Consider the following 20282-nt stretch of genomic DNA (forward strand, 5'->3'; position numbering starts at 1 on the left):
AATGATTCTGAGATCATTCTGGGGTGGATACTTGACTGCGCTCAGTTACGGTCAGACCGCAATCAAGTCTTCTCAGTTATTTAGTTGTGACCGTGTTGGCAACCTTAACAGCTTGACCATTGAGTTCGATAGTCAGTGGTTCCCCACTAACCAGTTCAACGGTCGTTCCTTGCTGATCAACATCTACTTTAATCAATCGACCACGGAAGTTAACGTGGAATTGATAGTGCGACCAGGCCTTAGGCACAAATGGCGCAAAGGCTAAGGTATCATCCTTCACCCGCATGCCGGCAAAGCCTTGAACGATTGCAAGCCACGACCCCGTCATCGACGTGATGTGTAGGCCATCGACCGTATCATTATTATAATTATCAAGGTCAAGCCGGGCCGTGCGTTCATACATCTCTACCGCTTTATCTTCATAGTGCAAATCCGCCGCCAAAATTGCATGGACGGCTGGTGAAAGGCTGGATTCATGAACGGTCAACGGTTCATAGAAGTCAAAGTTACGTTTCTTCTGTTCCGCCGTAAATTTATCCATGAAATAATAGATTCCTTGTAAGACATCCGCCTGCTTAATATAGGGTGACCGTAGAATATGATCCCATGACCAGTGTTGATTAATCGGCCGTTGATCGGCAGGAATGCTTGTAACCGGCTGAACATCCTTATCCAGGAAACCATCTTGTTGCACGAAGATTCCTAGCTGATCATCATGTGGAAAGTACATCCGATCAACAATATCTTGCCACTTAGCAAGCTCGTTATCTGTAATCTGAAGGTCCGCGCGTTTAGTGGCATCAACTTTTTTCAAGCTAGCCAACGTGTATTCTAACGTCCAGCGCGCCATAAAATTCGTGTACCAATTGTTATTCACGTTGTTTTCATACTCGTTAGGACCGGTGACACCGTGAATCATGTACTGCTGATTCCGTTCTGAGAAGTGAACCCGATCAGCCCAGAAACGTGAAATCCCCGTCAAAACATCGATTCCTTTAGTCTTCAAGTAGGTCTCATCGCCGGTATAACGCGTGTAATTAAAGATGGCATACGCAATTGACCCGTTCCGATGAATCTCTTCGAATGTAATTTCCCATTCGTTATGGCATTCGATCCCGTTGAAGGTCACCATTGGGTATAGGGCGCCGGCTAAGCCTTGCATTTTAGCATTATGGAAGGCCCCAGCAAGCTGATTATAACGGTATTCCAGTAAATTCTCCGTTACTTCTGGTTTCGCCAATGAGAGATAGAATGGTACCCCGAACGCTTCGGTATCCCAATACGTTGCACCACCATACTTTTCACCAGTAAAGCCTTTTGGCCCCAGATTCAAGCGCTTGTCTTCACCATAGTAGGTTGAGAATAGCTGGAATAAGTTGAAGCGAATGCCTTGTTGTGCCGCATCGTCACCGTCAATTAAGACATCCGATAACTGCCACCGTTGGGCCCAGCCATCAATATGAGCCTGCCGCAAGTCTTCATATGAATGCGCACTGACCTTCTCACTTAGTTCAGCCAAACCAGCCCGCATGGCCGCCATGTCCGTATAATCCCGTGAAGTCACCACGAGAACCCGCTTTTCAAAGTTTTTAGTCTCGTCCGGTGCTAACGTTCCCCGGAAGATATTCGTGACCGCCTTTTCAGTTTCCGGTGCATTAACGCCCCGAAAAGCCGTCGCATGTAGCATTTGCATGCCCAGTGTAAAGCGTGGGGTTCCGAAATCATTGGGCTTGGTCTCTGCAAACATACTGCCACCAGTAATCGCATGGCTCTTGTCTAGCACTTGCCAGAATTGTTCATCGTAGTTTGCATCTTCATTGAAGACGTCCGCATCAATTTGAGAAATAAAACTAATTTGGACCGGGTCCGCACTCAAGTTATGAACACTGTAGTGAACATCAAATAATTCTTTTTGTGCCACACTGACAAACCGATCAATCATAAACCGGACGCGCTTTTCACCCTTAGTAATAACAAATGAACGCCGTAAGATCCCCGTATGCATATCAAGATCCAATGTAAAGTCACTGACCGTATCCTTAGCCAAGTCAACCTGATCACCATCAATCGTCATATTGACTTTGATGAAGTTAACTGAATTGATCACTTTACCAAAATAATCTGGATAACCATTCTTCCACCAGCCAACTCGAGTCTTATCGGGATACCAAACGCCACCAATATAAATTCCTTTCAGTGTGTCGTTAGAATAGTGTTCTTCAAACATCCCACGCATGCCCATATAACCGTTACCGATGCTGGTCATACTTTCTTGTAATCGCTTATCCGTTGGTACGAGTTCATGACTAATGACGTGCCACGGATCTACTTCAAAAATACGTTTCATGGTTGTTGCTCCTCCGTAGTTCGAAATTACCGAATAACATCCTTAGTTTTAGGGTCAAAGAAGTGCGCTTTCGTCATTTCAAAAGCAACTTCTACGTTTTCGCCCGGATTATGATAATCACGTGCATCAACTTGCGCCGTAAACTTGGACTTACCAGCCGTGCAGTAAAGCATGCTTTCAGCACCTAAGAATTCAGACACCATGACCTTGGTCTTGACGATTGAATCTGGCATAGCTTCGAGTGCAATTTGTTCAGCGTGAATATCTTCTGGCCGAATCCCAACAATCATCTTTTTCTGATCATAGCCTTGTGCTTTCAAAGCTTTTAATTGGCCTTCTGGAACCGCAACATCTAGACCTTCACCATCCGTTACACGACCATCATGCAAAGTCGCATTAAAGAAGTTCATTGATGGTGATCCCATGAAACCAGCAACAAATTGATTGACTGGTTCGTTATACAATTCGTGTGGTGTCCCAACTTGCATAATCTTACCATCATTCATAATCACGATCCGGTCAGCCATCGTCATCGCTTCAATTTGATCATGGGTAACATAAATCATATTGGTCTTCAAACGTTGATGCATCTGGGCAATTGTCGTCCGCATATCAACACGCAATTTAGCATCCAAGTTAGATAATGGTTCATCCAATAAGAACGTCCCCGCATCCCGAACAATTGCCCGGCCTAGGGCTACCCGTTGCCGTTGACCACCAGATAAGTTGGCTGGTTTCCGTTGCAGATAATCCGTTAACCCTAACTGTTCAGCGGCATTATCAACACGCTTCTTGATTTCAGTATTACTGTAAGTTTTCCGTATCTTTAATCCAAAGGCCATGTTGTCAAAGACTGACATGTTAGGATATAGTGCATAAGTTTGGAAAACCATGGCAATATCACGATTCTTTGGTTCTACGTCATTCATGACCTGTCCATTCATCTTGAAGTCACCTTCAGTGATGTCCTCCAAGCCAGCAATCATTCGTAATGTTGTTGATTTACCACAGCCAGATGGGCCAATGAAGAAGATGAACTCACCATCTTTAATATCAAGATTCATATCAGTAACAGAATATTTATCGTTACCTTCATATTTTTTATAAATGTGATCGAGATTCATTTCAACCATCGAAATCCACTCCCTTGTTTTCTCACTTCTAAGCTACTACGCGTGCAACCGCCCGCAAACGGTTGCTTTTTTATCGATTAGTCTAAGCTACCAATCAATCAGTTAGATTGGTCAGCAATTGAGGTTAATGCCGTATCCGTAACGTACTTGACTAGAATTGGTTGGCCATTAACGGTCATTTTATGATTCTTCACTGTAACAGTTGCATCAGTTAGCATGTTCTGATAACTGCTATCTTCTAACTGCGTCGTTACCGTTACAACTTGCCCTTTTAACGGGATCCAAGCAGTTAGGGCTTGACCATCAGCACGGTAGGTTACTTTAATAATGCCATCCTCAACGACGGTCACTTGATAATCAGCAGCCCGCATAATTGTTTGCTGTTTAATTACCACTAACTTCTGAATTAATGACGTAACATCACCATGACGATCATGAATCATTGTGTCCCGATCGAACAAGGATGGTTGGTGTGTTGCCAGAAATTCTTGGCCGCTATAAATCAATGGAATACCACGTTGCATGAAGATCCAGGTTAAATTATTAACGGCTTCCGCTTCGCTATGCATTAAGCTCATCATTCGTGCATTATCATGATTTTCCAAAAAACGCATCTTCACGTAATTTCCAGGGAAAGTGGCATCTTGCCGTTGCAACAAGTCAACATAACGGTCAACCGTACTTCGACCTTGCCAGTAATCCTTGAAATCACCAAAAACATCGTAATCATATGTCATATCAAACGCTTGATAAAGTTCACTATCAGACAGTCCCGTATAACCCTGTGACCGGAGTTCTTGAATAAAGCCATTTCCAGCCGACTCTGCTAACCATAACGTCCCGGGATACTTTGCATTAACCTGTTGCCGTGCTTCTAACCAGAAATCTAGTGGAACTAGTGGTGCCACGTCACAACGATAACCATCAACGAATTGGCTCCAATATAATAACGTATCAATCTGATACTGCCACAATTCATGGTGCCCGTAGTCTAAATCTTTGACATCGCTCCAGTCACCCACTTTATTCATCAACTGACCATCCGCATCGTGATAAAACCACTCTGGATGCTCCGTTGCTAAGACTGAATCAGGCGAAGTGTGATTATAAACAATATCCAACATCACTTTCATTCCTAATTCATGAGCCTTATCCGTGAGTGCTTTGAAGTCAGCTAAAGTCCCGTATTCCGGATTGATCCCACGGTAGTCCTTAATTGCATATGGCGAACCAAGTGTCCCCTTACGATTGACCTCACCGATAGGATTGATTGGCAGTAGCCACAAAATATCGGTTCCTAAATCCTTAATTCGTTGTAAGTCAGCAGTTACGCCAGCAAAATTACCAGCCTCAGAGTAATTCCGAACAAAAACGGAGTAAATCATTTTGTTACGTAATTGCGTTTGCGTATCGCGTGCCATTAATCTTCCTCATTTCTATGCTTACTAATTGATCTAGAGCAACATGGCTTGATCAACTTCTGGATCCTTGAATTTTGTTTTCAGATATACCCATAACACAACGAATGCCAAGCTTAATGACTGCACCGTCAGCTCAATGGTGACATCAAAGTGAATTAAGCCAATCACCATCGCTAACAGACTACCAATGCCCATCATCATTAACGTTAAGTTAACCCCTTCGCGGAAATTACGGATATGCGTAATCTTATTATGCCGCGACAAGAATAAGAAGAAAGCCGCGCCATTCACAAGAATCAGGTTGACCCCCACAATAATCAATCCGAGTGCCATGAGCATAAATAACCCAATCATTACTTTATTACTCTGGTACCAGGAATTAACAAGAAAAGTGTGGGCGTCCGTCTTCAAATCATGACCTGGAACGTACTTGCCCTTAAATTCACTACCGACTGATTTCACCTGAAACGTACTCGTATGCAAGTTAATGACATTTTGCCGTCCTGCCATATCTTCAGCTGTGAGATCAAAGCCAGCGACATTCTCTTTGGTTTTAATAATGACTTGATGTTTAACATCCTTGAACTGCTGATCATGATAATTCGCGACTTTCATCGCCGTTTGCATCTGATTGCTAGCCATCATCTTATCAATATGCGGTAAGAATGGTGATAAGTTAAAATTCGTTTGATGATTATAATAAAACGGAATTGGCATCACCATGACCGCCGTCAAAAAGATAAATATCACGATAATTTGCAACCAGTTGAACTGGTCTCGGTTGGCAAACATTCTTCGAGGTGAGAAGAGGCTACCAAAAAACCGGACCGGAAAGGCGGCTGTTTTGTTTTTCGTACGCTGCATCCAATTTCACCCCTACTAAAATTTGTTTTAACCCTTGCTCCCACCAGCGAGTAATCCAGAAACGAAGAACCGTTGAAGATAGAAGAACAAGGCTGCAATTGGTAACGCCACTAAAATCGCCCCAGCTGAGAATAACACCACTTGTTGATTTTGCGCGTTATTAATAAATGTTTGTAGTCCCACGGCAACCGTGTAATGTGATTCAGACGTCAATAAGAACTTCGCCATCAGGTAATCTTGAACCGGTGACATGAAGGCCCACAATGCTTGAACCGCAATCATTGGTTTAACTAGTGGTAACACAATTGACCAGAAAATCTTAAAGTTACCAGCACCATCTAACTTAGCTGATTCATCCAAATCATATGGAACGTTATCAAAGTATCCCTTCATCAACCAAGTATTTTGTGGAATCCCACCACCAATGTAAATTGCCGTCAAGAACCAGTAATGGTCCAAAGCATTCAACATGTTAGCTAAGACATAGTAAGCAGTCAAAGCGGCCATGGTTGGAACCATTTGAATAACAATGAAAAACGTCAGACTAAATTTTTTACCCGCAAAACGATAACGACTATAGACATAACCGGCTAGTGTGACAACAATCACTTGAACCACCATACATGAAACGGAAATAATCATGGTATTCAGATACCAGCTACCATAAAGGGTTTGCGTAAATAAATTCTTAAAGTTAACCAACGTCCACTTGCCACCAAAATCAAGGACGAAGGCTTGCACGTTAGCATCCTTAAACGCCGTAATGAATGTGATCAGAACGGGATAGATAATAATAATGCCGAGAATGACCATATACAGATACGTAAAGAATTCTTTCCAGAAGCGGTGCCGACGCGCGCTATTTTGTTTTGAATTGGCATTCTTAGGTGCCACTGCTTGTGCATTATCCATAACACTAGTCCCCCATTTCAAACGCGTGGGTCTTCTTGAAAACAATCAACGAGATCCCAATAACTAAGACGGAAATAATTAACGTTACGGCCGCAGCCAATGAATACTGTGGTGATGTCCCCGTCGTTAACTTGTAAATCCATGAGATTAGGATATCCGTCCCACCGGCATTGGCACCCACATCACCAGGACCACCTTGGTTAAACAGATAAATCATCGAGAAATTATTAAAGTTGAACGTATATTGCGTTACGAAGATTGGTGCTGCGATGGCAAAAATCGTTGGTAACGTAATTTTATTGAACTTCTGCATGACTGTCGCACCATCTAGCGTGGCAGCTTCGTATAAATCTTCTGGAATGGCTTGTAGAATCCCAGTAATCATAACGTAGATATATGGGAACCCTAACCAGCCTTGAATCATAATAATAGCAACTTTAGTCCAGAACGTATCTGTCATCCAGTGGATTGGCGCAATGTGGGCAAATGGGACTAAAGTGTTCCATAGACCAATCACTTGCACGTTAATCGCACCAGCAGAATCGTTAAAAATATTTGAAAAGCTCATAATGGAAACAAACGCTGGAATTGCCCAAGGGAGTAGGAAAATCACCCCAAAGAAACGTTTACCTTTGATAAAGTTTTGGTTGGCAATCACGGCTGTGGCAATCCCAATAATAATCTGTAACGTGGTAGCACATACCGTCCAAATAACGGTCCAACCAAAGACAGCGTTAAAGGTTGCCCGATAACTGCTCAGGAAGAACATTGACGTAAAGTTCTTGAACCCAATCCAGTCCAATAACATAGCCGGTGGAATATGGGCAAAATCATAGTTGGTAAAGGCCATCAGTAATGTAACCAGTACTGGGAATACAATCGTAAAAATCATTAAGATATAGGCCGGTGTGGTTAATAAATAAGCAAAACCACCATCCACTAGACTAGCTCCCAATTCTTTAAACGTATGGGAAACCTTTTTACCATTATTAATTAATTGTGCAACGTGTTTAGCATCGTAAAGGTTCGCAATATAAAACACGATGAAAACGATCGTCAATAGAATCTGCAATGTCCCATAAATCATCATGAACAAAGAGTTGTCTTCCATTGAGACAGAACCCAATGTGACTAAGTTAGCAAATGCACTGAAACCACCAAAAATGAATTCAGCAACAAACGCTAATAGAATAACGATGAAGCCGACACCTTTAATGGTCTGACCATTATATAGCTGACCTAGCCCGGGAATAATTGACAGGCGTTGCGCTTTTTTTGCATCTTTTTCTTGCATGTCGCCCGCACCCCTTTCCTAAATAAATTCTGAATTTAGTCCATTTTTTCTTTTAAAAAGGCTGAGACAAAACGAATTTTGTTTCAGCCCCCTTAAATTACAATTTAATTACTTATCATACTTTTGTGAGATATTAGTTAAGATCGTCTTTTGTGCTTTATTAGCAGCTTGCTTTGGTGTCATCTTGCCACTAGCAGCGTTGGTAACCATTGTTTGTGCTGGTGTCCAAACTTCTGACATCTGTGGTAAGTTAATCAAAGGAACATCCTTATCGTATTGCTTTGAAACGGCCGTAGCCATGTCATCACCAGTACTTACAGCTTCCTTACGAGCAGCTGTATTTGCTGGGATTTCGCTAGCAGACTTGTACAACTTGTTTTGGTTAGTCTTGTTAGAGATGAAGTCTAACCAAGCTTGTGCAGCCGTCTTGTGCTTAGAGTAGTTTGAGATTGCCCAAGCTTTACCACCGGCAAACGCTTGATAATCCTTACCGTTGTTTAACTTAGGTAAGACAGCAACACCATAATCGATGTTAGATTTCTTATAAGTGGCAGCCATCCAAGGACCATCGATAACAGCAGCCGTCTTGTTAGACGTAAATTGTGACGTTACAAAGTTTTCGTTTGACGTTACATTTTGCATCCCACTTGGCCAGTACTTCGTAAACCACTTGGTCATGTAAGTTAAACCTTCGACGGCACCGGAATTATTCAAGCCCATCTTCTTAGCATTTGTGTTATCATCAGCAAAGACATAACCACCGTAGCCTTTGATAACACCAAAGGCATTGTAGAAGTTTGTCCATTGAGTCAAGAAGGCAACTGACTTCGTCTTATCATTAGCGTAAGCATACTTCTTGTCAGAAGCTAACTTTTCAAGTTCCTTGAAGTTCTTAGGTGCAGTCTTGATTAACTTCTTGTTGTAGTACAGAACGTCAGATTCGATCGTTACAGGCGCCGCATAAACCTTGTTCTTATAAGTAACAGATTTTTTCCCCGTTGCATTGTAACGACCACTAGCCAACTTAACTGTTGATAATTGACCTTGTGACGCCATTTGACCAACCCGATCGTATGGTGCCATTAAGACGTCAGGACCCTTACCTGAAGGCCCATCCAGCTTCAAAGCATCATCTTCATCAAGCATAGCCTTGTATGAAACCTTGACCTTAACGTTGTACTTCTTTTCAAACTTTGGAATCACCGACTTCATATATGACTTATATGAAGGATCCGCTGAAACCTTTAACGTCTTGTCCATCTTTGAACTACTAGATGAAGATTTACTATTACCACAACCTACGAGCGTGAGTGCTAAACCAGTGGCTAGGACACCCATCCCCAACTTTTTCCAAGTACTCATAGTGCTTCCTCCTTGCGAAGTATCTTAATTCATTTACCATAATTTATTATGCAACTGTGCAAACGCTTTCGCAAGCGTTTTCGTAATGTTAACGTTAACAGAATAATACTAAAAATAAATCCTAACGTTTGAAAACGTTAGGATTTATTTTTATATCAGTCTTCATACCAATTAATATAAAGATAGATAGGTTACTTAAATTTCATCACACATTTAATATATACCAATTTAAGGATAAACTTGCACTAGCATTGATTATACCGACTTGACCACTAAACTGCCCCAAGCTGGTAAAGTAACTTGTCGTTGCTCACACGTTGTCTGTCCCTGTGTGAGCAACACTTCACCACCTACAAATGGGAGCGTATAAGTTTGTGTCTGTGCGCTTAAATTGCAGACAACCGCAGCCCGCTCGTTACCATCATCAATGAGGTAAGTAAACAGCTGTTCAGTACTTCCCAACATAATAAACTGTCCGTTAGCGAAGAGTCCACACTGTTTTAATCTTAATAGTTGCTGATAATAGTGATAGATGCTATCGGGATCAGCTATTTCTGCTTGAGCGTTCATGCCATCGGTCTCACCATGCTTCCATGGTAAGTGATCAGAAAAACCATGATAAACCGTATTATCCCACTGCATTGGTCCCCGTCCTGCCATTTTATGTGTCCGATTCAACATCATCATGATTTCAGCCATCGATTTGCCAGCAGCTTTTGCGCTGGTAACAAAAGTCGGTACCGTCTGATCTTCAAAATCATCAACATTTTGGTAACGAATATTCGTTAATCCTAGTTCTTCACCATAATAAATAATTGGAATTCCACGTTGCAAATACAAGGCCGTCGCCAGTGCTTTAGCGCTTTCTTGTGGATAGTCAGGGTCGCCATAACGAGTCGCTACCCGCGCCATATCATGATTATTCCAATAAAGCGTGGGGAGGCTGGTGTCTGCTAGCGCCGCTTGAATACCGACCGTGCTTTGCTTATAAGCCGTCACATCCATCGGCCGGGGCTGAAACATATCAGAAAAGCTTGAATCATCCTGAGTATTGTCATCCGCAAAAGTCCTGAACGTAATCACCTGATCACACCCATCCGTTCCTGGCTTCGTATAATCAACCATCAAATGTGGATCCGCGGATGATGCTTCGCCAACCACATAAGTCTCAGGATGTTTGGCCTTAATGGCAGCCACAAAATCATGCAAGTACTGATGAACTTTTGGCAAATGCGCATAAAACATATCGCTAATAATCGGGGTTACCTCACCACCCTTGCTTGGATAGGTTTGGCGAAAATCGGCCTTAGCAAGATGAATAAAGGCATCTAAACGAAGACCGTCAATCCCTTTTTCAACCCAAAACTCAGCGACATCGCGCATCGCTTGTTGAACCGCTGGATTTTTCCAATTAAGGTCCGGCATCCGTTTATCAAACAAATGAAAATAGTATTGTGGCCCACCCGCTGGATCTTTCGCCCAGACGCTACCACCAAAAAACGAACCCCAATTATTGGGTCGCCCACCATCAGCTGCGGGGTCTTGCCACAAATAGTAGTCCCGATACTTGCTCTGCGGATCGGCTACGGCTTGCTTGAACCACGGATGCTGGTCTGAGGTATGATTTAACACAAAATCAAAGATAAGATACATGCCATGCTCATGAACCGTTTCAATCAGCGCTTCAACATCTGCCATAGTTCCCAAACTAGGATCCACCTGATAATAATCGGAAACATCGTACCCATTATCAACCTGTGGGGACCGATAAATCGGATTTAGCCATAATGTTGTAATGCCTAGTCGTTTCAAATAAGGGACCTTTGCCGTAATACCCGGAATATCACCGATACCATCATGATTACTATCATTAAAGCTTTTAGGATAAATTTGATAAATTGTTTGCTGCTCATACCAATGCTTGCTCATCTGCTTAAACTCCTCTTAACGGGTCGATTCGGCAACCGACAACCGTGAATTAATGATTATTTTTGCTTGATCATGTGGTTTTAAAAGACTACTAGAATTAGTGATGTTGGCTAACAATAACCGTGCAGCAGCACGCCCCATCGCTTCAAGCGGTTGCTTCATAGTCGTCAAACGTTTGGCCGCAATCTGATTTAATAACACCCCATCAAAACCAATAACCCCATATTCTGTAGGAACTTGACTGCCTTGATTGATAATTGCTGTCTCAACACCAATTGCCAGCCGATCGCTCGCACAAATAAACGCTGTATTCCGTGGAAATCCGGACCAATGAGCCTGCACGTATGCTGTTGCAACGTGCGAATGATTTGCTAAACGAATAATTTGAGCACTAATATGATGGGCTGTAACATACTCTTGAAACCCTCGCTCACGATCCAGCTCAAAGGGCTCCGCAACTGCAATTCCAATAAAAACCAGGTGCGTATATCCCAATTCTGCTGCATAGTGCGTACTTTCATGAATCGCCTGATAATTATTCGTATCAACATAGTCGTATCCCTGGCGATTACTACCAACAAAAACCACCGGCTGATTTAAGCGCTCAACCCACGCATAGTCATTTTGACGAATACCAGTCAAAATGTACCCATCACATTCACCAACCTCATAGCTATTTCGAGTGGCAATTTGTAAGGCGTATTGATGTTGATTTAATTCATTCGCAATACCTGCAAGTAGCATCATGTAATAGGGTTCCGTAGTATCCATATCTTCAAAAATCGTTAGTTTAACAACTCGGGTTCGCCGCCCTACTAGCGCCCGCGCTGCCGCATTAGGGTGATAATTCAGTTGTGTCATGACGCTTAAAATCATCTCCCTTAACTCAGGACGCACCTGCTCTGGATGATTAATGACCCGCGAAACGGTCATTTTTGACACATTGGCTTTTTTTGCGACATCGTTTAGCGTTACCATACTCAAAAGTGCCCCCTATTAAACAGTAATATACTGACTACTGTAAAGATTTAATTTGGTGAACTGAGTGACGTTTAACAATTTGATGCGGCACAATCACGGCTGTCGATAGCTCATCAGCTGGATGATCAGCCATCGCAATCTTGGCAGCTTCTTCACCCAAACGTTGTGGAAAGACTGCAATCGATGTCAACATGGGATGCGCCAAATCAGAAAAAATCGAATTATTAAAACCAATTAGTGAGAATTGTTTTACTTTCCAGTCCGGATCATTATGAAGAACCTGTTGCAGTTTCAGTGCCAGCATATCGTCGACGGCCACAAATCCAGTAACATCGGGATACTGCTCAAAAAACTTATGTAGTGTTTTTACACCCGCTGCATGAGTTTCAAACCGTTCTTCCAGCATTATATTTGGTAAGTGATTTTGCATCATCACACGTTGATAACCAAGCATCCGGTCACTTTGAACCATCCGTGACAAATCAGAATATAAAAAACCAATCCGGCGATGACCATGGTCAATTAAATATTGGGCCGCATCCGTACCAGCTTGAATATTATCATTATCAACATACGATGTTTTATTGACTTCTTGATAAGGCTTACCAATCACAACGTATTGAACGTCAAATTGTTTCAACCGTTCAACTACCGGATCATCCTTTTCAGAATACAGTAAAATGAAAGTTCTAATATGTCCCTGTGCAATCATGACATCAATATTATGCACCAGCTCGTCACTTGAAATACCCGTGGCTAATGTCGTCATTGACCCATTTTTACTGCATACTTCATTGATACCCCGGATCATCTCTAAGAAAAATGGGTTAGAAAAGATCTCGTGATGATCCACAGGTAGTACCACCCCGATTGTATTGCTAGCCTTAGTTGCTAGGTTCTGCGCATTAAAGTCTGGCGCATAGTTTAATTCTCGCGCCGCTTTAATGACCTTATCACGTGTTGGTTTACTAATAATCTTACTACCATGCATTGCACGTGATGCTGTAGAAGGTGAAACACCCGCACGCTGGGCAACATCCTTGATAGTTGCCATCATGATCCCCCCGATCTATTTGAATCTATCCTACTAAATATAAAACGTTTTCATCTCTATTGCAAGCGATTGCATAAATTTGCATTATTTTATTAATTATACCCTATGACAAAACAACTGTGGCTAATAAAATAACCACAGCTGTTAAAAAACTATCCAATTATCGTTTCCAATCCGGCCGCTAAAATCCCGCCTAGTAATGGTCCAAACATCGGCACCCAAGCATAACTCCAATTAGCAGTACCTTTATTGGGAACTGGGAGTATCGTATAGGCTAACCGTGGGGCCCAATCTCGCGCTGGATTGATCGCAAAACCAGTCGTTCCACCCAAAGTTTGTCCTACAACTACAATGAGCAGCCCCACCATCAATGGTTTTAATCCTTGAGTAAAATTACCTAAATTCAACAACACAAAGATAAAAAAGAAGGTCGCAATCGTTTCACTTAGAAAGTTAAATACAGGATTACTAATGGCCGGCCCAGTCGCAAAAATACCGACTTGATTGCCATCTGCTGATGTTTTGGCTGCTTGAAAGTGTGGATAATACTGAATAATAATGATAATGGCACCGACGAAAGCACCAAAGAATTGTCCCAATAAATACGGTAAAACGTTGGTCACTGGTAAATAACCAAATAGCGCGAAACCAACTGTTACCGCTGGATTCAAATGACCATCTGAACCAAATTGGCCAGCAACATACACACCAAATGTGACCGCTAGTCCCCACGCCAAACAGATAAACGTCCAATTTTGATGCCGTGCATAATTACCTTTCAAATTCATGGCGGCACCACTACCAACACCAAACACAATTAAAACCATGGTGCCTAAAAACTCACCTAAAAAGCCGTGCATGCTTAATCACCGTCCTACTTTATTTTTAATGGCGTTAATTGAGCTTCAACATCCGTAAGTGAAACATCCGCTTGCAACAACGAGGCTGCCGTATAAGCACTTTCAACCAAAGCCGTATCATACAAATGAACAGTTTTGTCACTCATTTCAATGGCCATTTCTAAATTCATTTTGGCACTACCGAGATCATAAAAAGCTAATAATTCGTCCGCCGTATTGGCCTCAAATGCTTGTGTAATCTTAACCATACTGGTACCAACTTGATGATCATCCGTTCCACCAGCAATCGTTATCGAAACATCCTTCGCAACTTGTGCTAATAGACGTTGAACACCAGCAGCAATTTCTGGAACATGTGAGACAATGACAATTCCCAAACTCATAAGATTCCCTCCGTTGCTAATAACGTTGTAAATAAATAGCCACTCGAAACGGCACCTGGATCAAGATGACCCACTGAACGTTCACCTAGATACGAAGCCCGCCCCTTTTTAGCCACCATCGGTTTGGTGCTAGCAACTGCATCATCAATAACGGTCTGTGTTAACTCACCGTCCTGAACAGCTTCAACAACTGGCGTCCACACGTCAATTAGCGTTTTGTCGCCAGTTGTGGCCCCACCTCGTTTTTCAATTCCAGCTAACGCGGCTGCTAACAAGACGTCTAAGTCTGTATCAGTCTTACTTTGCTTGGCCATTTCTAAGAACGCCGTCCCATATAATGGCCCCGAAGCCCCACCTACCTTGCTAATTAATGCCATCGCCGTGACCTGAAAAAGTTTGGTCAAATCATCCGGTTGAGTAGATAATGCTGTCTTAACCGCTGCTAAGCCACGAGCCATGTTACCACCATGATCGCCATCACCAATCGGTGTATCTAATTCGCTTAAATAGCTTTGGTGTTGCTCAATCTGTTCTGCAAACTTGTTCAACCATGTTGTTGTGTTTTCAACTGTTAACATTTTCAGTTCCTCCTTATGACCACGCAATTGTTTTAACCGGATACAGTAAGTAATCTAACCATTGTGGATCAGTTATCTCAAACATCGTCAATGAGATGCCAGCCATATCAATAGAAGTCATGTAATTACCAACTTTCATAAAAGCTGGTTTAATTTGACGCAATGCCAACTCATCTAATAGGTCATGACAAAAAACATATTGATCCATCAAAGGGGTTGCCCCCATTCCATTCACCAAAACTGCGTATTGGTGATCTGACTGAAGATTTCCCTCATCATCCAATTTACCTAACAATTCTTGGACAAGCTGTTTCGACGGCTTAATTTTTTCGCGCCGATAGCCTGGTTCACTATGAATGCCAACGCCAAACTCAATTTCATCATCGGCTAACTCAAAACCTGGTTTGCCAACCTCTGGCACCGTGGCCGCGGATAATGCAACCGCAATGGTTTTAATCTTTGGCAAAACGCGCTTTGCTAAGCTTGCCAAATCATCCAGACTAGCGCCTTGATCAGCCGCTGCCCCGAGAATCTTGTGCATAAAAACGGTTCCCGCAACCCCCCGCCGACCCTGAGTATACAAACTGTCCTTAACAGCAATATCATCATCAACCACTATCGATTTGACTTGAATATCATCTAATTCGGCCATATCCTTAGCCATATCAAAGTTCATGACATCACCAGAATAGTTCTTCACGACCAAGAAAACACCCTTGCCCTGATCAACAGCTTTAATAGCAGCGTAAATCTGATCTGGCGTTGGTGACGTGAAAACTTGCCCTGCCACGGCTGCACTAAGCATTCCTGGGCCAACAAAACCGGCATGGGCAGGTTCATGGCCACTACCACCACCGCTAACAATGCCAACCTTATCTTGCATTGACGCTTGATCACTTCGAACCATTGCTTCTGTATCCGGTAATTTAGTTAGGTACTGTGGATAAGAACGTACTAATCCGTCTACCATCTCGTCAACGACATCTTTGGGATCATTAATTATTTTTTTCATATTGTTGTCCTTCCCTTCTCGAATTAACAAGTTCATTCTATATGAATCCGCTTTCAAAAATAATGGACACTTTCCTCGTTTTGTCCGCCACTTTACGATTAGTCCATTAATTCGGATGCGTTATAATAAAGTTAAATTGACCGTTAAGAAGGTGTCTCAATGCAAATCATTAATGAACCCCAAAACGCCCTAAATCAAGCTATTCAGGGTATTCAATGGGCCTATCCAAATTTAACATGGGTTCCTCATACATTGGGATGCTATGACCGCAATTTTCAAGATAATCAAATTCCATTAATCGCTGGCGGGGGTAGCGGACATGACCCAGCACACTGGGGCTATGTAGGAGCTGGTATGCTGACAGCCGCCATTATGGGGCAAGTCTTTCAACCACCCACACCACAAGAAATTATTAAAGTTACTAAGCAAGTGACACAACAACGCCGGGCCTTTTTTATTGTTAAGAATTTTCCAGCAGACGTTGCGGCATTCACTGCTGCTCAACGACAACTACAAGCAGAACACTGGCAAACCGGACTATGTATTGTCGCAGATGACATTTCAGTTGATAATGCGTCCCTCAAGCAACGACGTCGGGGCGTCGCTGGTACCATTTTAGTTCATAAAATTCTCGGAGCCGCTGCTGTTCAAGGCGCCTCCATTAACGAACTTAGTCAACTTGCATCCACATTAGTAGCAAACATTCATACCATCGGTGTTGCGGCAAGTGGCGCGCATATTCCAGGACAAGCAGCGGTATCGTTCGCCTTAAATCCGGGAGAAATTTACTATGGCATTGGTATTCATGGTGAGCCTGGCTATCGACGTGAACCGTTCCAGTCATCAGAACTACTGGCACAAGAATTAATCAGTAAACTTCATCTTAATTTTCAATGGCATGCTGGTGATCATTACGCGGTGTTCGTTAATTCACTCGGTGGTACAACACCAATGGAGCTCATGGTGTTCAATAATGATGTTCATGAGTTACTCACTTTAGCTGCATTGGAAATTGACTTTAATAAGGTGGGGACCTTTTTAACTTCTAACGGAATGCACGGCTTGTCCCTAACCCTGCTAAAATTAGCTGATCCTGCTTGGTTGACTGGCTTAAATCAGCCAGTTACAACGTCTGCCTGGCCTAACTAGCGCAAAATTTTGAGTGTCATTTCGATTGCGGCAATTGCATCCTGTGACAATGTTTCGTAATCTTCAGGATGATTAGCCACTATATTATGTGTTAATGATTGTGCAATCCCTAAACACAGCAGCCAAATCAAGGCCGCGGTTTCAGCTGTTTGCGTTTGCATCAATTCAGTTAACAATGCTACTAAGTGATTGCCAACTAATGCTGTCACATCAATTTCATGTTGGGAATTGATACATTCTGCGTAGAACCGGCGATTGGCATCTAGCTCGTAACAAACTAGCTTAATAATATCAATCCAAGGCAAATAATTCAGATTACGTTCAACCGTTTCCGCCAATGTGTCATCAATAAACCAGGTTAATAATTCATATTTATCTTGAAAATAATCATAAAATGTTTGCCGCCTAAAATCGGCAGTATCCATAATTGCCGTCACGGACGTCCGACTAAAGCCTTTCGTCAAGACGACATCATGAAATGCTTTCGCAATCTTTTTCTTCGTGATATATGCCATCTAGACGCCCCCCATGCTAAGTTTTATCAACATTGTATCGATAACTATGAGTCCTGTCCAACAGGAGCTAGATATTAATCATCACATGAAACGCTACGAAGAGTTATAGCGTTTTTCATGATGATATTTTTTATACTAACTATAACTAACAAAATCAAGCCTAGCATTTCACCATTATTTACACTAAAATACATTCAACACACTCAGGGGGGCTTCAACTATTATGACATCATCACTCACAGTTAAACGAATTCCGTTACTTGGCGTACTAATCGCCATGCAAATTATCTTAGGTAGCTTACTTTCAATCCAATTATTGCTAACTAAAATTTCCTTTGCTTTCATCATCATTGCCTTAACAGCACGCTTGTTTTCACCTTGGATTACGGCGGGCAGTGCCGCGTTTGCCAACCTTTTGGGGATGTTACTATTTCCTAAATTTACTTTTTTTCCTGGCTTTCTCCTGACCGCATTTTTAACCGGACTAATCTTTGGCCTGGCATTTCACCACCAAACTTCCTTAGTGCGTGTTCTGGTTGCTAACTTCATCGTGGCTTTTATCCTTAATCTATTTTTGAATAGTTTATGGCTACACATCATGTATTTAACGCCATGGTCAGTTTTGCTGACGACTCGTATTATTCAAGAAATTGTTACCTATATTTGTTACTCAGCTATTTTGATTGTCTTATTTAAAATTCCAATTCTGGATAAACTAACGACTCGTTTTAAGTTACAGTAGTCACTAATTATTTCACTGATTAAGTGATGACTACTAGTATTCAATCCAAATAAAACACGAAAAAATATGCGATGTGTTCTCACAACCCATGTTTTTTCGTGTTTTTTGGAGGCCACCACCCCGAACCTACAGGTGCCCTATTATGAAATTTCTATTAATTTAATGCCGCGACCATCCCGGCCAAGAACTCTGCCGCTGCACCCACAAAAATTTGTTGGGAATGGTTAAAAATCGGCGCTTGCTCATCCACATTAACGGAAAGGACGTGCTGAGCACCAGCCATCCCGGCCAAGTAATCATCATCACCAGCGACCCCAATATTAATCAATACTTCGGGTGCAACGGTCACTGCCATTGCACCAATCTGTTGTTCAATGCTGAATTGTTCCATGGCTGTCAACGGCTGAGTAACGGCAATTGCCGCTCCAATCCATTTTGCCAATTGTTGTGCTTGCAGCAACACGGCTGGCTCCATGGCACCTCGACCCAAGGCCACAATTCGCTTAGCTGTTGCAATACTCCCAACATTGACTGGCACATCCTTGGTCAAGTTCAAACGTTTCACCACACGATGCAAGTCGGCCACAACCAAGTGTTCAGGTGCCGTTCGTACCCCAGTTGTTGGTACGTCAGCATCTTCATCATTCAAACTCGTCGCAGCAAATGTCAGTGCTAGTTGGGCAGTTGTCCCAACAATCAACGGTAGCGTCGCCACGTCATTTCGCAACGCAACTAATGGCGAGTGCTGCGTATACGCCAACTCACCCATCAGCGGCATCAGCTTTTCGAATGGCGTCAGCGCATTCTGGCTAGCAAACAGAGCCGCCAATTGCGCAGCATTCGTAAATGAACGCTCATCATCCGCTTGCTGAGCCGCATTAAAAACACTTGTCTGCAAGGCCGCTATGAGTGCTAATACTGGTGACAATTCCGCTAACGGTGGTTGCTCTGTCAACGTCAATTGACGCGTCTGATCCGTTGCATGTTGCCAGATTCCCGCTATAATTGCCCCAGCAAATAACTGCCCCAGACTTTGCGCACGCTGCATCACCAGTTGCCCTCGGCCCAATTGACCAATTTGCTCAGCTGCCGTAACTGGTACACTAGCAAGTTGAATGTCAGCCATCGCCAATCCATGCAGGCCCAACGGTATCACTTGGCTACCGACAGTGACGCCTGGCTGATCAGCAGTAACCATAAAAGTCCCCATCGCATCCGAAGGTGTTTGTGCTAGGATTAAATAATCGGTCGCCTGTGCAACATTCAATACCGCTTTAACTGTACCCGTTAATCGCCAGCCAGCCGTTACAGGTGTCGCCTTGACTGTGCTACTAGTTGTGACTTGTGATGGTAATGTCGCCAACCCAAAAATTCGTTGTTGTGTAAAATACCGTTGACGCTGTTGCAGCGTTCCAAATGTCAACACAACATCTTCAACCTGCCAGTTACTTGCAAATATCTGTGCTAGTCCAGCCGAACTCTGTGCCAAGGCCAACGTACTTAGAACACGCTGGCTCAGCCGATCATTCGGCAACGGATCATCTAAACCAAACTGTTGTGCAAGCGTTGTAAGCATCCCTGAATCAACTTGACCGGTCGATTCAATCTGCATTGAAAGCCCCATTAGCTGACCCCGTGTCAGTGCCAACAGCCGCTGCCACAATTCTGTTTGTCGTGCCGTTAAATGTAATTCCATTCCGATCCCTCACTTCATCCGTCATCTAATAAGTCTAACTTACCACATTT

General features: G+C 42.8%; 18 protein-coding genes. 2 read left to right on the forward strand and 16 right to left on the reverse strand.

The features are described from left to right. Window positions 1-76: 76 nt before the first annotated feature. From RXV91_RS12300 to dhaK, 14 genes are all read right to left on the reverse strand, one after another. Window positions 77-2347 carry a glycoside hydrolase family 65 protein gene (locus RXV91_RS12300; RefSeq protein WP_316440090.1) on the reverse strand — a complete coding sequence of 757 codons (2271 nt, stop codon included), beginning with the start codon at window positions 2345-2347 and terminating at the stop codon, window positions 77-79. Between the two features lie 26 nt (window positions 2348-2373). Further along, a complete protein-coding gene (locus RXV91_RS12305; RefSeq protein WP_316440091.1) occupies window positions 2374-3480 on the reverse strand; it encodes an ABC transporter ATP-binding protein in 1107 nt (368 codons plus the stop codon). Window positions 3481-3578: 98 nt separating this feature from the next. After that, a complete protein-coding gene (locus RXV91_RS12310) occupies window positions 3579-4901 on the reverse strand; it encodes an alpha-amylase family glycosyl hydrolase (RefSeq protein ID WP_316440092.1) in 1323 nt (440 codons plus the stop codon). Window positions 4902-4934: 33 nt separating this feature from the next. After that, a complete protein-coding gene (locus RXV91_RS12315) occupies window positions 4935-5765 on the reverse strand; it encodes a sugar ABC transporter (RefSeq protein ID WP_316440093.1) in 831 nt (276 codons plus the stop codon). A 27-nt stretch (window positions 5766-5792) separates the two neighbouring features. Then, a complete protein-coding gene (locus tag RXV91_RS12320; RefSeq protein WP_396426777.1) occupies window positions 5793-6677 on the reverse strand; it encodes a sugar ABC transporter permease in 885 nt (294 codons plus the stop codon). A 4-nt stretch (window positions 6678-6681) separates the two neighbouring features. Next, the gene (locus RXV91_RS12325) at window positions 6682-7971 is read right to left on the reverse strand and encodes a carbohydrate ABC transporter permease (protein ID WP_021730465.1); all 1290 of its coding nucleotides are present in this window, start codon (window positions 7969-7971) and stop codon (window positions 6682-6684) included. 108 nt (window positions 7972-8079) lie between these two features. Beyond that, entirely contained in the window at window positions 8080-9333 is a 1254-nt protein-coding gene (locus RXV91_RS12330; RefSeq protein ID WP_316440094.1) for an extracellular solute-binding protein, read from the reverse strand. Between the two features lie 255 nt (window positions 9334-9588). Continuing rightward, window positions 9589-11262 carry an alpha-glucosidase gene (locus RXV91_RS12335; RefSeq protein ID WP_316440095.1) on the reverse strand — a complete coding sequence of 558 codons (1674 nt, stop codon included), beginning with the start codon at window positions 11260-11262 and terminating at the stop codon, window positions 9589-9591. Between the two features lie 15 nt (window positions 11263-11277). Beyond that, a complete protein-coding gene (locus RXV91_RS12340) occupies window positions 11278-12240 on the reverse strand; it encodes a LacI family DNA-binding transcriptional regulator (protein WP_316440096.1) in 963 nt (320 codons plus the stop codon). Window positions 12241-12277: 37 nt separating this feature from the next. Then, window positions 12278-13297, reverse strand: a complete 1020-nt coding sequence (locus RXV91_RS12345) for a LacI family DNA-binding transcriptional regulator (RefSeq protein ID WP_021730461.1) — start codon at window positions 13295-13297, stop codon at window positions 12278-12280. Between the two features lie 152 nt (window positions 13298-13449). Next, window positions 13450-14157, reverse strand: coding sequence for an MIP/aquaporin family protein (locus RXV91_RS12350; protein WP_251898083.1), 708 nt, complete (start codon window positions 14155-14157; stop codon window positions 13450-13452). 14 nt (window positions 14158-14171) lie between these two features. Beyond that, complete coding sequence (gene dhaM, locus RXV91_RS12355) at window positions 14172-14540, reverse strand: dihydroxyacetone kinase phosphoryl donor subunit DhaM (RefSeq protein WP_316440097.1); 369 nt, start codon at window positions 14538-14540, stop codon at window positions 14172-14174. Continuing rightward, complete coding sequence (dhaL, locus tag RXV91_RS12360) at window positions 14537-15118, reverse strand: dihydroxyacetone kinase subunit DhaL (RefSeq protein WP_316440098.1); 582 nt, start codon at window positions 15116-15118, stop codon at window positions 14537-14539. Before dhaL ends, dhaM begins: the two co-directional genes overlap by 4 nt. 13 nt (window positions 15119-15131) lie before the next feature. Next, window positions 15132-16130, reverse strand: coding sequence for a dihydroxyacetone kinase subunit DhaK (gene dhaK, locus RXV91_RS12365; protein WP_316440099.1), 999 nt, complete (start codon window positions 16128-16130; stop codon window positions 15132-15134). A 159-nt stretch (window positions 16131-16289) separates the two neighbouring features. Between dhaK and dhaQ the strand changes: the two genes are divergently transcribed. Beyond that, window positions 16290-17279: a DhaKLM operon coactivator DhaQ gene (dhaQ, locus tag RXV91_RS12370; protein WP_316440100.1), complete on the forward strand. Its 990-nt coding sequence runs from the start codon at window positions 16290-16292 to the stop codon at window positions 17277-17279. On the opposite strand, the gene dhaS is transcribed toward dhaQ, so the two are convergent. Further along, window positions 17276-17794 carry a dihydroxyacetone kinase transcriptional activator DhaS gene (dhaS, locus tag RXV91_RS12375; RefSeq protein ID WP_316440101.1) on the reverse strand — a complete coding sequence of 173 codons (519 nt, stop codon included), beginning with the start codon at window positions 17792-17794 and terminating at the stop codon, window positions 17276-17278. The genes dhaQ and dhaS overlap by 4 nt on opposite strands. A 223-nt stretch (window positions 17795-18017) precedes the next feature. Here dhaS and RXV91_RS12380 point away from each other — a divergent pair, with 223 nt between their 5' ends. Continuing rightward, window positions 18018-18536 carry a folate family ECF transporter S component gene (locus RXV91_RS12380; protein WP_316440102.1) on the forward strand — a complete coding sequence of 173 codons (519 nt, stop codon included), beginning with the start codon at window positions 18018-18020 and terminating at the stop codon, window positions 18534-18536. A gap of 154 nt (window positions 18537-18690) precedes the next feature. Here the strand turns inward: RXV91_RS12380 and RXV91_RS12385 are convergent, their stop codons facing one another. Next, window positions 18691-20232 (reverse strand): FAD-binding protein, encoded by a 1542-nt coding sequence (locus tag RXV91_RS12385; protein ID WP_316440103.1) that lies wholly within the window; start codon window positions 20230-20232, stop codon window positions 18691-18693. Between the last annotated feature and the right edge of the window lie 50 nt (window positions 20233-20282).

This window comes from Lactiplantibacillus sp. DA1 (assembly GCF_032681335.1).
GTDB lineage: Bacteria > Bacillota > Bacilli > Lactobacillales > Lactobacillaceae > Lactiplantibacillus.

Bases quoted from the DNA above. Each gene is read 5' to 3' on its own strand.
- RXV91_RS12300 (WP_316440090.1), bottom strand. From the start codon at position 2,347: ATGAAACGTATTTTTGAAGTAGATCCGTGGCACGTCATTAGTCATGAA.
- RXV91_RS12305 (WP_316440091.1), bottom strand. From the start codon at position 3,480: ATGGTTGAAATGAATCTCGATCACATTTATAAAAAATATGAAGGTAAC.
- RXV91_RS12310 (WP_316440092.1), bottom strand. From the start codon at position 4,901: ATGGCACGCGATACGCAAACGCAATTACGTAACAAAATGATTTACTCC.
- RXV91_RS12315 (WP_316440093.1), bottom strand. From the start codon at position 5,765: ATGCAGCGTACGAAAAACAAAACAGCCGCCTTTCCGGTCCGGTTTTTT.
- RXV91_RS12320 (WP_396426777.1), bottom strand. From the start codon at position 6,677: ATGGATAATGCACAAGCAGTGGCACCTAAGAATGCCAATTCAAAACAA.
- RXV91_RS12325 (WP_021730465.1), bottom strand. From the start codon at position 7,971: ATGCAAGAAAAAGATGCAAAAAAAGCGCAACGCCTGTCAATTATTCCC.
- RXV91_RS12330 (WP_316440094.1), bottom strand. From the start codon at position 9,333: ATGAGTACTTGGAAAAAGTTGGGGATGGGTGTCCTAGCCACTGGTTTA.
- RXV91_RS12335 (WP_316440095.1), bottom strand. From the start codon at position 11,262: ATGAGCAAGCATTGGTATGAGCAGCAAACAATTTATCAAATTTATCCT.
- RXV91_RS12340 (WP_316440096.1), bottom strand. From the start codon at position 12,240: ATGGTAACGCTAAACGATGTCGCAAAAAAAGCCAATGTGTCAAAAATG.
- RXV91_RS12345 (WP_021730461.1), bottom strand. From the start codon at position 13,297: ATGGCAACTATCAAGGATGTTGCCCAGCGTGCGGGTGTTTCACCTTCT.
- RXV91_RS12350 (WP_251898083.1), bottom strand. From the start codon at position 14,157: ATGCACGGCTTTTTAGGTGAGTTTTTAGGCACCATGGTTTTAATTGTG.
- dhaM (WP_316440097.1), bottom strand. From the start codon at position 14,540: ATGAGTTTGGGAATTGTCATTGTCTCACATGTTCCAGAAATTGCTGCT.
- dhaL (WP_316440098.1), bottom strand. From the start codon at position 15,118: ATGTTAACAGTTGAAAACACAACAACATGGTTGAACAAGTTTGCAGAA.
- dhaK (WP_316440099.1), bottom strand. From the start codon at position 16,130: ATGAAAAAAATAATTAATGATCCCAAAGATGTCGTTGACGAGATGGTA.
- dhaQ (WP_316440100.1), top strand. From the start codon at position 16,290: ATGCAAATCATTAATGAACCCCAAAACGCCCTAAATCAAGCTATTCAG.
- dhaS (WP_316440101.1), bottom strand. From the start codon at position 17,794: ATGGCATATATCACGAAGAAAAAGATTGCGAAAGCATTTCATGATGTC.
- RXV91_RS12380 (WP_316440102.1), top strand. From the start codon at position 18,018: ATGACATCATCACTCACAGTTAAACGAATTCCGTTACTTGGCGTACTA.
- RXV91_RS12385 (WP_316440103.1), bottom strand. From the start codon at position 20,232: ATGGAATTACATTTAACGGCACGACAAACAGAATTGTGGCAGCGGCTG.